Source organism: Microcoleus sp. FACHB-SPT15 (genome assembly GCF_014849525.1).
In the GTDB taxonomy this organism is placed as follows: domain Bacteria; phylum Cyanobacteriota; class Cyanobacteriia; order Cyanobacteriales; family Coleofasciculaceae; genus Symplocastrum; species Symplocastrum torsivum.
In genome coordinates this window covers 101,669-116,822 of the sequence record NZ_JACJNU010000053.1, presented here as the reverse complement: position 1 = coordinate 116,822, position 15,154 = coordinate 101,669, and the positions used below count along the sequence as shown (strand labels likewise).

The 15,154-nt window shown below is 46.0% G+C and carries 12 protein-coding genes; 7 read left to right on the top strand and 5 right to left on the bottom strand.

Features of this window, described 5'->3' with window-relative positions; genetic code table 11:
• Window positions 1-35 precede the first annotated feature (35 nt).
• Window positions 36-1,937: a S9 family peptidase gene (locus tag H6F98_RS19580; RefSeq protein WP_192220374.1), complete on the top strand. Its 1,902-nt coding sequence runs from the start codon at window positions 36-38 to the stop codon at window positions 1,935-1,937.
• 94 nt (window positions 1,938-2,031) lie between these two features.
• Here H6F98_RS19580 and H6F98_RS33120 read toward each other — a convergent pair whose 3' ends face one another.
• Window positions 2,032-2,382, bottom strand: coding sequence for a hypothetical protein (locus H6F98_RS33120; protein WP_206759661.1), 351 nt, complete (start codon window positions 2,380-2,382; stop codon window positions 2,032-2,034).
• A gap of 53 nt (window positions 2,383-2,435) precedes the next feature.
• Between H6F98_RS33120 and H6F98_RS19575 the strand changes: the two genes are divergently transcribed.
• From H6F98_RS19575 to H6F98_RS19555, 5 genes are all read left to right on the top strand, one after another.
• On the top strand, window positions 2,436-2,657 hold the full coding sequence (locus tag H6F98_RS19575; protein ID WP_192220373.1) for a hypothetical protein: 222 nt from the start codon (window positions 2,436-2,438) through the stop codon (window positions 2,655-2,657).
• Between the two features lie 201 nt (window positions 2,658-2,858).
• Window positions 2,859-4,154: an SDR family oxidoreductase gene (locus H6F98_RS19570; RefSeq protein ID WP_242058623.1), complete on the top strand. Its 1,296-nt coding sequence runs from the start codon at window positions 2,859-2,861 to the stop codon at window positions 4,152-4,154.
• 378 nt (window positions 4,155-4,532) lie between these two features.
• Complete coding sequence (locus H6F98_RS19565) at window positions 4,533-6,749, top strand: CBS domain-containing protein (protein WP_192220372.1); 2,217 nt, start codon at window positions 4,533-4,535, stop codon at window positions 6,747-6,749.
• Window positions 6,750-7,077: 328 nt separating this feature from the next.
• Complete coding sequence (locus tag H6F98_RS19560) at window positions 7,078-7,326, top strand: hypothetical protein (protein WP_192220371.1); 249 nt, start codon at window positions 7,078-7,080, stop codon at window positions 7,324-7,326.
• A 352-nt stretch (window positions 7,327-7,678) separates the two neighbouring features.
• Entirely contained in the window at window positions 7,679-10,231 is a 2,553-nt protein-coding gene (locus tag H6F98_RS19555; protein ID WP_192220370.1) for a filamentous hemagglutinin N-terminal domain-containing protein, read from the top strand.
• Window positions 10,232-10,325: 94 nt separating this feature from the next.
• On the opposite strand, the gene H6F98_RS19550 is transcribed toward H6F98_RS19555, so the two are convergent.
• On the bottom strand, window positions 10,326-10,667 hold the full coding sequence (locus tag H6F98_RS19550) for a 2Fe-2S iron-sulfur cluster-binding protein (protein ID WP_192220369.1): 342 nt from the start codon (window positions 10,665-10,667) through the stop codon (window positions 10,326-10,328).
• A 3-nt stretch (window positions 10,668-10,670) separates the two neighbouring features.
• Window positions 10,671-11,048, bottom strand: coding sequence for a calcium-binding protein (locus tag H6F98_RS19545; protein ID WP_192220368.1), 378 nt, complete (start codon window positions 11,046-11,048; stop codon window positions 10,671-10,673).
• A gap of 235 nt (window positions 11,049-11,283) precedes the next feature.
• Here H6F98_RS19545 and H6F98_RS19540 point away from each other — a divergent pair, with 235 nt between their 5' ends.
• A complete protein-coding gene (locus tag H6F98_RS19540) occupies window positions 11,284-12,144 on the top strand; it encodes an Npun_R2479 family HD domain-containing metalloprotein (RefSeq protein ID WP_192220367.1) in 861 nt (286 codons plus the stop codon).
• Window positions 12,145-12,342: 198 nt separating this feature from the next.
• On the opposite strand, the gene H6F98_RS19535 is transcribed toward H6F98_RS19540, so the two are convergent.
• Window positions 12,343-13,122 (bottom strand): ion transporter, encoded by a 780-nt coding sequence (locus H6F98_RS19535; RefSeq protein ID WP_192220366.1) that lies wholly within the window; start codon window positions 13,120-13,122, stop codon window positions 12,343-12,345.
• 15 nt (window positions 13,123-13,137) lie between these two features.
• On the bottom strand, window positions 13,138-14,898 hold the full coding sequence (gene mutL, locus H6F98_RS19530; protein WP_192220365.1) for a DNA mismatch repair endonuclease MutL: 1,761 nt from the start codon (window positions 14,896-14,898) through the stop codon (window positions 13,138-13,140).
• Window positions 14,899-15,154: the final 256 nt, after the last annotated feature.

Below are 15,154 nucleotides of genomic sequence, written 5' to 3'. Positions count from 1 at the left end.
GTCTCATAGGTGACCATTTGAGGCAGAAAATAAAAATGACAACTGCAACAGCAAGTCAATCAGCAACTCAGCTACCACCACTGATTCCTCGCGAGACACTTTTCGGCAATCCAGAGCGTACTCGCCCCCAGCTATCACCCGATGGCAAGTACTTTGCCTACATTGCGCCAGATGAGAAAAATGTCTTACAAGTGTGGCTGCGAACTGTCGGGCAAGAAGACGATCGCAAACTGACGGATGATCAAAAGCGTGGCATTCGGATGTACTTCTGGACTTACAATGCTGACCAGTTGATTTATCTGCAAGACTCAGATGGTGATGAGAACTTCCACCTTTACTTAGTCAATATTCAGTCGAATATCGTCCGGGACTTAACCCCCTTCCAAGGAGTCAAAGCTCAGGTTGTAGAAATCGACCCCGAATTACCCGATAAAGTGTTGGTAGGATTGAACCTGAATAACCAACAAAAGTTTGACGTTTACTGCATTGACCTAAACAACGGTGCGGTTGAGTTCGACACCGACAACCCAGGTAATATCATCAGTTGGACAGCGGATGCCAAGTTTCAGATTCGGGCAGCAACAGCCGCAACGCCTGATGGTGGGTACGAGTTGTTATTCCGGAAAACCCTTGATGTGCCTTGGGAGACGCTTCGCCACTGGGGACCCGATGAGCAAGGTGGTGCCGTTGGCTTCTCGGCTGACAATCAAACCCTTTATGTAATTGGCTCTCACGATGCCAATGCTCAGCGTTTGCTTGCCCTTGACCTCGCTAGCCGTGAAGAAACTATCATTGCTGAGGATGAGCAATATGATGTGGGTGGTATCCTCACGCACCCCACGACACGAGTTATCCAAGCCGTTTCGTTCGACAAAGACAAGGTGGAGTGGCAGATACTGGATGAAAGTATTGCCGCAGATTTTGAAGCCATTGCCCAAGTGCGGGATGGGGAATTTGGAGTTACAAGCCGCGACTTGGCTGACAAAAACTGGCTAGTCGCTTACACCACAGACGATGGCCCCGTTTACTACTACGCTTACAATCGAGAGTCCAAATCCAGCACCTTACTCTTTAGCAACCAACCGAAACTTGAAGAGTTGTCCCTAGCCTCCATGGAACCCGTTTCCTACGAAGCGCGGGACGGGTTGACCATCCACGGCTATCTTACAATACCCGTCGGGTTGGAGCCAAGGAACTTACCAACTGTACTACTGGTTCACGGTGGACCTTGGGCGCGGGATACTTGGGGGTATAGCCCGATTGTGCAATGGTTGGCTAATCGGGGCTATGCTGTGCTGCAAGTAAACTTCCGGGGTTCCACTGGTTACGGTAAAGCTTTCTTGAATGCAGGGAATCGCCAATGGGCAGCGACAATGCACGACGATTTGATTGATGGTGTTAATTGGTTAGTAAAACAGGGAATTGCTGACCCAGAGAAGATTGCGATTATGGGTGGTTCCTATGGTGGCTATGCAACGCTAGTTGGGTTGACATACACACCGGACGTGTTTGCAGCAGGTGTGGACATTGTTGGCCCAAGCAATTTAGTGACATTGATGAAGAGTATTCCTCCCTATTGGGCACCCCTGTTAGCAAATATGTACCACCGTGTTGGGAATTTGGAGACAGAAGAGGAGTTTCTCAAATCGCGATCGCCTTTATTTTTCGTTGACCGCATCCAGAAACCCTTACTGATTGGACAAGGCGCAAATGACCCACGGGTTAAGCAAGCGGAAAGTGAACAAATCGTTGAAGCGATGAAGAAAGCTGGCAAACCTGTAGAATACGCCCTCTATACCGACGAAGGACACGGCTTTGCTCGTCCAGAGAACCGACTACACTTTTTTGCGATCGCAGAAGAGTTTCTTGCTAAGTACTTGGGTGGTCGTTTTGAACCCATAGGTGATATTCAAGGTCATTCCGGTATCGTCAGCTAAGACTTCTTTCTGGTAGAGACGTGATTAATCGCGTCTCTATTCTCACCTGTAACTATTCATGTATTCGATTAGCAGAGAACCTCTAAAGGAGTTCTTATAGGGAAGTTTTTTGTATTTTTGATACCGATTGACTCAACATTGGTTCATTCCCATAGACAGACGAGCAGACAATGCCGCAGTGATAGGCTTGGCACAATAGGACTGTAGCGCAAGAAGGCAGAAGGCAGAAGCCATATCGGTTGTACGCTAAGTCTTTTAGCCAATGTCCAACTGGATGGTTATTTCCGCCGCGCTGTACTAGCCAGTCTGGGAGGGGGATTGAAGATGAGTCAACTAAACAAACAACAATACACTCATCGTCAGTGGTTGTTTGCCATAAGTGCAAATGTGCGATCGCAAACGGTGCGAAAAGAGTGAAGTCGTTCTGAATTAAAGTTTGGCTCAAAGAGAAGGGGCATTATTCAAAGCAGCATTCAGGAGTAACAGAGAAACTCATCCATGACACAAATGGAAACCAAAACAAGCGAGACAAGGGCTTCCACCGGGCAAGCTTTAACTAAGTCGCGCCCGATTATTATCTTGCTCTCCTTGATTATCCTGATTGGCTTCTTAGCCTTTCGGATTGAGATTGCTTTTCCGGCAACGCCAAGCATCCACAATACCTTTCCCCTGACACAGCCTGCCCCTCAAGAAATCGGCTCCTATGATGTGTTGGGCTAGGCCATTAATAAAGATGAGGCAACAGGTTTACTCCAAACCGATGATGGGAAGAAACAACTCTCACCGGAAAATGGGGCAGTTGCTGTAACAGAGGAACTGCTGAGTCTGGGTCGTAAGGCATTTTACTCGGAAACCTTTGGCAATGAAGTCTTCCAAACCGATGTAGTTGGTGCCCTGGATGGCCCGATCAACCCTGTGACGATGACAAAGGCGATCGCACGGCTTGGAGGTAAACACACAACAAATTTGCAGATTCCCTTGGATGAAGATGTCACCATTGGTGGACGCAGCTTCAAGAAAGGCACATTACTAAATACAGGTTTAGATGTGCCAGCGCGATCGCTTCTTCCACTGGGTATGCGTCCCAGTATCGGTCAGGGTAAGCTTCGGGTGGGTATCACCTGCGCGTTATGTCATGCCAGTGTCGATAACAGAACTGGACGCATCCTGGAGGGGGCACCAAACATTGATATCAATACTGGCTTGGTTTTAGCATTTGCCACTAATTCAGCGGCAATGTTTCGTCAGACTGACGGTATTGGGCGTGCGACTGCCCTCCAATTTGCAAAACGGGGGGCAAAGGTGGTTGTCTCTGGTCGCAGTGAGGCAAAGTTAGCCTCGTTGGTGGACGAGATTCGGGGGTTTGGTGCTGAGGCAAGTTCTATCGTCGCTGATGTGTCGGTCTTTGATCAGGTTAAGGCGATCGCTGATCATACCGTGGAGGTGTATGGGCGACTCGATACGTGGGTGCATGTCCCTGCGATCGGCTTGTTTGCCACATTCGATAACATCACACCAGAAGAGTTTAAGCACGTCATTGATGTAGATCTGATGGGGCAGGTATACGGTGCGATGGCGGCACTACCCCATCTCAAGCGTGAGGGACGAGGGGCGCTAATCCACATTTCTTCAATGGAAGGAAGGCGAAGTCTTCCCTACCAGAGTGCATACTCCGCCGCAAAACACGGTATCGAAGGCTTTACCGAAGCCATGCGCGTCGAGTTGCAACATGAGAAAATTCCCATCAGCGTGACCAGTGTAAAGCCTGCGGTGATCAACACCCCCTTCTGGAACAATGGTCTTACGAAGTTAGGCGTAAAGCCGGCAGGGATACCGCCCTACTACGACCCCAGATTGGTAGCTGACGCAATCCTTCACGTTGCCGAACATCCCACCCGCGACTTCCTCGTTGGGGATGCAGCTAGAGCATTAGATGTACTACAGCGGCTTTCGCCAGAACTGGTAGATTCTTTGTTGCTACTCATCGGCTTCCCCCTCCAGCGAACTGATCAGCCGAAGTCACCAGAGGATCGAAACAATTTTTACGAGCCTGTCCCAGACGATACCCGAATTGACGGAGACTTTAATAAGCAGGTGATACCGAGTGTTTCCGACTGGCTGGATAAGAATCCAGTGGTCAAGTGGGGTGCGATCGCTGGTGTAGCAGCATTAGCCCTGCTGGCAACACAGGTAGGAAAAGACGGGGGGCGAGTTTAGGAGCAAGCGGGTTGAGTTGTCGCTGCTCTACATCAAAGGGCAGCAAAAGTTCGGATAACTTTGCTCAAAAATGTATATCAGTTGGGAAAACTCACGCCTTATCAGGGTTACAGCATTTGCTATAGCGAAGCGCTGCCGCAAGGCGGCGGATCGCCTAAAGTGACAGAAGAGCGATATTGTTAAATGTGAAAGAATATAGCAATTTGTTGCGCTGATGTGAGGATTTATTGCAATGCCTAAAAAATTACAGTGTCATTGAGTGTATCACAGCGTACAATTGCCAGCATTACCCCTGTTGGTGCGAGTTCATCAGGCTTGTACCATGCTGTTACCCTGTGCAACATAATGCTGTGCAAACGCTAGTCCATAGAATTGCTCATGCAGCCTAACGGTCTGCCCCTCCAGCCTTTAGCTTTATCACCTGCGATCGACTCTTGTTTCCTGACAGTGGCTCCTGATACTCCACTGCTTGATGTCTTAACACTAATGAGTCGCTTTCGCAGTTGTACGCTGCCTGCTGACAATTCCAACAACAATGCTGATGAAGCTTACACCCAGATCAATAACATCTCCTGTGTTGATCAGGAATGGCAGACAGTAATTGATGTTGTCGATACCGCAGGTGGTTGTGTCTTAGTAACCCACGATGCGCGGCTATTAGGCGTATTTACAGAGCGAGATATTGTTAAGCTAACAGCGGCAGATATTCCTTTAGGAAATCTCAAAATTGGCGACGTTGTAGCGCAACCCCCGATTAGCCTCAAGCAATCAGAGACTCACGACATTTTTACAGCGCTTGGGCTGTTTCGCCAACACCGAATTCGCCACTTACCAATTCTGGATGAGCAAGCTCGACCTATAGGAATTGTCACCCACGACAGTATTCGCAGAGCTATGCAAGCTGTCAATCTACTGACGCGACTGCGGTATGTCAAAGATGTGATGACAACCCAGGTTATTCATGCGCCAGTGACAGCTTCCGTGCTGCATTTAGCAAAACTGATGACAGAACATCAGGTTAGCTGCGTGGTTATTTGTCAGTCGTCAGAAACTACTAATAACGAAGAACAGCCAACCGATAACAAACAACTAATCCCCATTGGTATTGTCACAGAGCGAGACATCGTGCAATTTCAAGCACTGGAGCTGGATTTGTCCCGAATGCCAGCTCAAGATGTGATGAGTACGCCGTTATTTTGCCTTCAACCCTCAGATTCTTTGCGGCTTGCTCATGAGGAGATGCAACGATATCAGGTACGGCGCTTAGTTGTCTCCGGTAGCAATGGAGAGTTGGTGGGGATTGTTTCCCAAACGAGTTTGCTGCAAGTACTGAACCCAGCGGATATGTACGGAGTCATTGAGATATTGCAGCAGGTGGTGGAAGAGCGAACGTCTGAATTAGAGAAGACAAATCAGCAGCTACGCCATGAGATTATCGAGCGCCAACGAGCTGAGTCAGAGTTATTGAAGGCGCATGATCAATTGAAAATCCAAGTCGAGGAAAGAACGGCTCAACTTACTCAAGCGAATGCCCAACTCAAGCAAGACATTCTTGAACGCCAGCGGGTAGAAGCAGCCTTACGGCAAAGTGAAGCGAAGTTAAAACAACAAGCGACCAAGCTAAGAAATGCTATTCAGGAACTGCATTCTTATCAGGCTCAGCTAATTCAGACGGAAAAAATGTCTTCTTTGGGGCAACTGGTTGGTGGTATCGCTCACGAAATTAACAATCCGATTAATTTTGTTTACGGCAATATTGCTTACGCGAGTCAATACATTCAGGACATTTTGCGGCTACTGCAACTTTACGCCCAGCACTATCCTCAACCTGTGTCAGAAATCCAGAAGATTGTGGAGGAAATAGACCTGGATTTTGTGCAAGCTGATCTTCCCAAGCTCTTTAATTCCATGAAATTAGGAGCCGATCGCATTCGTGATTTAGTGCTGTCGTTGCGGAACTTCTCACGTCTGGATGAAGCTGAGATGAAATCCGTCAATCTGCACGAGGGTATTGATAGCACTCTACTGATTTTACAGAATCAAGTGAAAGCAACGGCGGGACGTTCTGAAATTCTAGTAGTCAAAGAGTATAGCAATCTACCGCTAGTGGAATGTTATGCAGGACAACTCAACCAAGTGTTTATGAATCTTCTCTCTAACGCGATCGATGCGCTGGAAGAATCTAGGATACTGAATGCAACATTTATGCTTGGCAATTCACAACTCCCAGTATCAATGCCGATGATCACAATTCGTACTGGGATTGAGGACGTAAATCAGGAAGAACCTTCTTTGAAATCCTCATCTCATCCTAAGGGAAAGCCTTTAGCACGTACTCCTCATGCTGTTATCCGCATCACAGACAATGGTTCTGGGATGACAGAAGCCGTGCGTCAGCGTCTTTTTGACCCGTTTTTTACAACAAAGCCGGTAGGAAAAGGTACAGGTTTGGGTTTATCAATTAGCTACCAGATTGTCGTCAAAAAACACGGTGGACACATAGAGTGTAATTCCACGCCTGGGCAAGGAACTGAGTTTGTGATCACAATTCCAATTTCGCAACGGAATCAATCCACTGGATTTGCGATCGCCTAATCTGAAAATAGGTGTTAGGTGGTAGGTGGTAGGGAGAGAAATTTTCATCCTTTTTTTGTACTCCTATTTACGGATGTCTAACTTATCAAAGGTAAAAGATAATAACTTTTTCCCTTTTCCCAAAAACCGATTAGTGAAATAGGCAATGCGAGATGCTCTCGGCAACTTAGCGTACAACGCCTAAGCAAATAGTACCCTCAAGGGTACTGTGAAAGCCTTACAGATTTGACCACAATTTAGACATAGACGATTTCCTTCTACCCAAACATTTGGAAGTCAGGAAACGTACTAGAAACTCAAATAGTGAAGACAAGAGGATAAATCTACCATGCTTGAAGCACAGGAAAAAGTTGTGGAATCTGAAGAGATACAGCAGTCATCCACAGAAATCGAACAGAAGCTGCCTGTAATTCTAGGTGACATGAAGGCAGTGTTGGAAAAGAACGGTATCACAGGGCTTAAGGTAGTTGAGTTCAAACTTGTGAAAGATGAAGATATTCAAGCTCAACTATCGTCTAATCCTAATCGTGTTTGTTGTAAGCCATTTGGTTTTACTGTGGTTTGCGGACGTTGCTGAATCTAAAGCTTTGTATTCCCCAGCAAACACTGCGCTCTGGTTCTGATTTCTAATGAAATTTCAGATTTTTGGAACGAAGAGCTAGTTTCTAAGTTGGGACTTACGCAATCCATCTCCTAGCCTCTAAATTTCGGGGATTAAATTTATGTCCCAAAACTTAGGCAACGAAATAGTTGATATTGTGTAAGTCCTGTAACTTTAATTTTTTCTAAGTTGTGGTGAGTAGTGGTAGATAGTTAAAAGAGCAACTAACCTGCTGATTTCTTCATTACCTGAGCGAAAAAGAATGGTGTAAAGCACCGAAAATTGTAGATAATTGGTCGATTCCCTTTGGTTAAAAGACTGATTTTCTATGAAGCAACACCTTTATCCATTCGGAATTGCTACCGGGATTGCTTTATGTTGCTTGACCATCACAACTTCTACCCAAGCTCAAATTGTTCAGGACGCAACCCTTAACACCAGCGTCACCACCCACGGCAACGTCACAACGATCGCTGGTGGCACTCTAGCAGGAAGCAATTTGTTTCATAGCTTTGATCAGTTTTCTGTAAGCAACGGGAACACAGCTTACTTCAATAACACCACAGATATTCAGAACATTATTAGCCGAGTAACGGGTTTGTCCACCTCTAATATTGAGGGGACTATCCAAGCTAACGGCACCGCCAACCTGTTTTTGCTTAATCCCAACGGCATTATTTTTGGTTCCAATGCCTCAATGAACATCGGTGGCTCTTTCCTGGCGAGTACGGCGAGTAGTCTGACCTTTGCTGATAGCACCGAGTTTAGTGCTACTGCCCACCAAACCACACCCTTGCTAACCATAAGTGTGCCGATTGGCTTGCAATTTAATGGAACTGTGGGGAGCATCCGTAATCAATCTACCACCCGTGGGAGTGACAGTACAGGTGAAGAATATGCCGTTGGTCTTCAGGTACAGCTTGGTAAAACCCTAGCGCTTGTAGGCGGTGAAGTGGTGCTAGAGGGAGGATATCTGACAGCAGAAGCCGGACGGATTGAGCTTGGTGGTGTCGCTGGGACGGGTTGGGTTAGTCTCAACCCAACAGCACAAGGCTGGGTTTTGGGATATGAAGGAGTACAGAATTTTAGGGACATTCGACTGTCCCAGGAAGCTTTTGTGGATACCAGTGGTCAGGGGAGCGGCGATATCCAAGTACAGGGTAGGCGCGTAATCCTGGCTGAGGGTTCACAGATTAATAGTATAAACGTAGGGTCAGAACCGGGAGGGACTTTAACTGTTACTGCCTCAGATTCCGTCGAAGTGAGCGGCACTTCACCAAATGGTAGCATTAGTGGCTTGTTTACTATAACTGAAGCCGGAAGGGCGGGTGACATTACAATTGACACTCGGCAGTTGATTGTCCAGAATCGGGCTGGTATATCAACCGACGCGCAATCAGCAGCTACTGGAGGAGGGGGAAATTTGACGATAGTTGGCACCGAGTCCATAAGCTTAATAGATGGCTACTTGCTTACCCAAACTCAGGGGAGCGGAAATGCTGGAGACTTGAGGATTGAAACTGGACAGCTAATTGTCCGCAATGGGGCAACAGTGTCAGCTTCTACTTATGGTCAGGGAGAGGGTGGGAATATTTGGGTTAATGCTTCTTCTGTGGATATTTTCGGGGTTGGCTCTAGTGGGATTTCTAGTGGATTATATACAGTCACCTTTAGCACAGGTCAGGGAGGTAACATCACGGTTGATACCAGGGACTTCCGGGTAGCAGACGGCGCGTTAATGAATGCTTTAACCTTAGCTGAGGGGAATGGTGGGAACATCACCGTCAACACGGATACTTTTGCCGCAGTTAATGGTGGTCAACTAGTCACCACTACCCGTGCCACTAGCCCTAACGGGGGAAATGCCGGGGACATCATCGTTAATTCTACTAACAGCATTATCCTCTCTGGTAGCGATCGCACTTTTGCTGAACGAATTGCCCAGTTTTCCACAAGTGTTGCTAATGAAGGTGCTGCTAGCGGGCTATTTGCTAACACCACTCAAGGGTCTACAGGTAATGGCGGTGATGTGACGCTCAATACTAGACAGCTAAACATCAGGGCTGATGCTCGTGTAACAGTGAGTAGTCTTGGAACAGGTAATGCAGGTAACTTGCTGATTATTGCTCCTAGCTTAGTCAAGCTCGATCAGGGGACTCTGAGTGCGGAAACGGCAAGTGGTGAAGGCGGTAATGTCACGATTGAGCAGGTTGGAAGCATCCAGCTACGCAACAACAGTCTTATCTCCGCTAAAGCAGACAGCAGTGGGAACGGCGGCAATATCAATATCGACACTGACACATTAGCCGCCCTAGAAAATAGCGACATCACAGCTAATGCTTTCGACGGAAAAGGCGGTAGTGTCCAAATCACAACCCAAGGACTGTTTCTTTCTCCAGATAGTGAAATTACTGCCAGTTCCGAACGGGGCATAGATGGCGTGGTAGAAATCAACAGACCAGATGTTGACCCCAGCCAAGGATTAGCCAACCTACCAACTGAAGTCGTTGATGCCTCTAACCAAATTGACCAAACCTGTGCGGCTGGAGGTTCAGTGGCGAGTGGACAGAGCTACTTTGTCATTACAGGTTCAGGTGGCTTACCCGACTCTCCCAACGAAGCCCTTAGTCCTGATGCCGTTTGGGAAGATTTGCGTTTCGTTGAGAATAGGAAGCCGTCGCTATCACAGCCGACTGTGCCCGTACAATCGTTAGCAGCAACTAACAACCGACAACAAGCCACAAACAACAGACAACCGACGATTGTAGAAGCCCAAGGGTGGGCACTCAATCAAAAAGGAGAGGTAGTACTCACTGCTACTGCTCCGACACCCGTGCTTCATAGTTCTTGGCAAAAGCCAGTAGCTTGTCCTCGGTCTTAATATTGGTGTACACCTTCTTGGTTTTTGGGTTGTTTCTTGTGGGATGGGCAACTTGCCTGTTCAGATTATGCAATTTAGATGCATGTCAGTGTATTTATTGAGCTTGAGCCGTATCTGACTTAAAGTAAAGTGACGATTTATATAAAACTTGTTCTTGGTGAGTTTCTAGGGCGCAATCAGACATTGGGTAAGCCACACAAGTGACTGTGTATCCATCTGCTATTTCTGAGGGTTGTAAAAACTTTTGCTCACTTTGATCAACTTTACCACTAACAAGTTTGGCGATACAGGACGAACAGGTTCCTTCCCGACAACCAACGGGTAATCGGATACCTGCTTCCTCTGCCATGTCTAGAATGTACTGATCGTCTGGAACTGATATAGTGCGATCGAGATTCACTGCCGGATTCACTAATCGAACTTGATACACTGCCATTGGTTAGTCTTCTCCAAACTCGTATCCCATACCAACCCAATAGTGCCAATCTTTGACTGCTTCTTGAGTGTCGTCATCCGCTTCGATAGGCTCAATGTCAGATAGGGCAACAGAAAATACATCTTCAGCCGTACCTTCTTTGTAAAGCACCTCGACAAACATCTCCCTCTGGCAAGCCTCCTCTGGGGACATTTTCAGTACCTCAACGTCTTCGCTTTTTGATGTGCTTTCCCCTGTCAACCACTTAGCCTTAAAGGGAACGTTGAGCTTATTGTCGAGGTAGTAGTACCAACCCATTGCCTGTTCTTCTTCGTTGTAGGCATCGACAATGATCTCCATGTCAATGCGTTCCTCTCGGTTTTCGTCTCTTTCAATGGACATAAGGCACCTGATGCAGAGGACTGAACTCAGACTATGGTAAGGCTATAGCGCGATCGCATTTACCCAACTTTGCCAAAATTTTCAGGAACTATCCTACCCAGATAATAGTTACTGACTTCAGCTTCAGATTACTCTTATCCCTGCCAAGACATACCACAACGTTATCAACCTTCCATTAGTATGCGTTAGCATATCTTTAACTTTTACCTAATTTCCCGTAACACCTAGGGTATCAATGTTTAATCCTACCAAGCTTTTAATTGAAGCTTTCATACCTGAACTGAAGGCGGCTTACGACTCGGCTTATAGTAACCTGAAGCCGGAATATGCCAGTATTATTGCCTGGGTAGGGAACATGGCTTTAGAGAATATTGCCAATAGTAATGCTCTTTATCACAATGTAGAACATACTATTTTAGTAACTTTGGTAGGGCAAGAAATCTTGCGAGGAAAGCATATCCGTGAAGGTGGAGTTTCTTGCGAGGATTGGTTGCACTTCCTAATTTCTTTGGTATGCCATGATATTGGCTACGTCAAAGGCGTTTGCCGACAAGATCGAGTGGATTTAAGGGTGTACGCTACAGGTGAAGGTAACAATACCGTCACACTTCCGCCTGGTTCTACAGATGCCAGTTTGACTCCTTATCATGTTGACCGAGGTAAACTTTTTGTTCAAGAGCGATTTGGTGGTCACAATATCATTGATGCTCAAGTTATCAAGAAGAATATTGAACTGACTCGCTTCCCTGTGCCTTTGGATTCTGATCATCAAGATACTATCAACTACCCCGGTTTAGTTAGGGCGGCTGATTTGATTGGTCAATTGAGTGACCCACGCTATCTACAAAAGACGGCCGCATTATTTTATGAGTTTGAAGAAACAGGAGTAAATAAACAATTGGGTTATCAACATCCAGATGATTTGATTTACAGCTATCCGAAGTTTTACTGGAATGTTGTTTACCCTTACATCATTGATGGTTTAGATTATTTAAAGCTAACTCAAGAAGGGAAGCAAATTATTGCAAACCTTTATTCCCACATCTTTGAAGTAGAACACAATCGCGGTGCTAAAACTACTGCGATCGCATCCTAGTACTGCTACTCTTACTGAGTTTCTCCTAGATGTAGGTTGGCTTTGAATAAATCATTAATTGTACGTTCTTGCCCTAAAACGTAAAAATTAATTATATAGGAGTTCTCAGTTAAATAAGGTACAGTTAAAGGCTGCAAAACAAGCGCTACTAATCTGAAAAAAAGCTGATGGCTGATAGCTGACAGCTTTCTGCTATATTTAAACCTTGTCCAACTTGCTACCGCAGATTTTGCAGAACTGAGCATCAGTATCATGGAAGGGCAAACGACAACCGGAACAAGCTTTCTCTACCTGATTAGCTGTTTTGAGTAGTTGCTTAATCAAGTCACCCAATTGCCAAGGAATTAAAGCAATCCCTGTTAAAATCATCAGGACTGTCATTAGGCGACCGACTTCTGAAGTTGGGGTAACATCACCAAAGCCAACAGTTGTCATTGTTACTACTGAAAAATAGAACGCATCCAAAAACGTTCCGAAATCCTCAGCATTAACCCTATGCTCAACTTGGTAAATCAACCCAGAGTAAACAAAAACAATAGTAAATAAAGTAAATAATATTCTCGTGAAAATAACACCATCTTCACTGCTTATGCGTAAGAAATAAATTTTGAGATCTATAAATCGAATTAATCGTAAAATTCTGAACCATCTAAATATCCTGATAAACTGTATATTGTTTAAACCCAAAAAGAAAGGCAGTATTGCAATTAAATCAACAAAGGAAAAGGGACTAAAAATAAATTTTATTTTGTCAATCGCATAATAAAGCCGAATTAAATACTCAATGACAAAAACCACTAAGATCAATGTATCAATAGTATCAAGACTAATGCGAACAGGCTCCGGAAGAGGATAAGTTTCTGCTACGAAAATAAGTGAAGACAGCAGAATGAATCCCATAATGAGCAAATTAATTGCTCTACCGACGGGTGTTTCAATATCTTCCAAGTAAAAGGCAATTTCTCGTAAATTTAGCATTAGGAAAACTTTGAATTAAATGCCATGACTTTTGCCAATCACCCAATGACGGCGGAAAAAACGGGCAAGTGCTGACTCTTCCAACGATAAATAAATTGGGCGTCCGTGGGGACAGGTGCGAGGATTACGAGTGCTTTTCCATTGATCTAACAAGATTTGCATTTCTGGCAAACTTAGTGGTGTGCCATTGCGGATGGCACTGCGGCAGGCTGTTGCCACTTGAGCCGTTTGTAAATCTCCGCCTAAACTTAGTTCCAAAAGAGCAGTAGCACAATCCCCCCGCTTTTGCAGCATTTCTGGGGCGTTGCGTACTGCCCATAGTTGTTCACCAAAGGGTTCGATATCCAAACCTAAGCGCTGTAGTTGCTCAACTTGAGTAGTGGAGAGATTGCTGAGAATCACTGGAGGTTCTAAAGAGACTAGCTGCCAGCGATCGCATAATTGTTCATACAACACCCGCTCATGGGCAATATGCTGCTCTACCAACCACATCCCCGTCGGATGTTCTGCCAGGATATACATATTGTGAACCTGGGCGATCGCTTTTAGGGAAATTAGCCCAATTTCAGCAGCATTTTTGGCCGATTCTTCAGCTTGCGGTGCAGGTTGTATTGAGCGACTGACGTGATAGGCTCCTTTTTCTTCCGATACTTTCAGCAACTTTTCTACTCGTTGGGAGTGGGTTGCTTCTGGAAGATTGGTTGGACTGAGGCGCAAGGCTTGCTCAATTGCAGAGGATACTTGTTCTTTCCAGTAGGAGAGCGAGTGTAAGTAAATTTCTGCCTTAGCTGGGTGACGATTCCAGTCAATTTGGCTGGGGCAAATTTGCAGATGGAGGAAACAGATGGGGTAGCGATCGCGTGGACAAGTGCGTGTCAATGCTGAAAGAATTGTCTGTTCTAATTCAGGCGATCGCACTAAGCGTCGATTCGTCGCTACCTTTACCCAATCTGGGCGTCGTCGATGGCAGCGATCGGGTAATCCTAATACGAGTTGGATTTGAGATGAGGGGAGAGATGGAGTAGGGGCGGTAGGGGAGGTTGAGGGGAAATTTTCCCTCTCAGATTCCTCACTTTCTAAAGGGGTTGGTACTTCTAGCGTTAGTTGCTGTAAGTCAGTTTGCCGCACTTGCTTCAATATTTGGGGCAAAATCTGCTGTGCCGTCTTACCTGGACTGATAGTAAACCAGGGACGCTCATTTTGCTGAACTTGCCAAGTGACACAGGGATGGCAGAGAGCAATTTGATGAATTGTTGCTTGGACAATTTTCAATTGTTGACTAATCGTTGGTAGTCCTTTGCGGCGTACTGGCCAACTACCAAATAGATTAGAAACAGTGACAACTGTACCCGGTGCGATCGCTACCGTCTCACTTCTTATCGGTTCACCTTGAGAATCATAAGTCACTCGCCAACCCTCAAACGTCCCTTTGAGTCGGCTCAAAATTTCTAAATCTGCCAGTGCCGCTAGACTATGTAACGCTTCCCCGCGAAATCCTAAACTGCTAATCTTCCATAAATCATCACTGGTACGGATTTTGCTCGTACTGTGGGCAGAGGCGGCTTGCTGCAAGTCTTCCAAGCTCATGCCAGAACCATTATCTGCCACTCGTACCCGCCATTGATCAGACCATACTGAAACAACAATACGGCTTGCACGAGCATCGAGAGCATTTTCCACAAGTTCTCGCACAACTGCTGCTAGAGAGTCAATTACCTCACCAGCAGCAATGAGATTCACTACCTCTTGGGGTAGGGTTTGAATACCAACGCTCATAAATTCCTATTGTAGGCGGAGGCACAAGATGGGGGAGATGAGGAAGTAATTTCTGCCCTACCTTCCCTACCTTCCTTAAGTCGAATGGCACTGATTTAATGCATGAATTCAACTGCCACCTCTCGATCAAGCCTTGTGCAGGGGGTTTGGGGGAGGCACTCCGTCCCCCACCGGAGCTTTAGTGAGGAGGGGGTTGGGGGGAAGCCCCCCAAGCAGGGTTTTTCTACGAACGATTACTTTTTGCTTAAATCAGTGC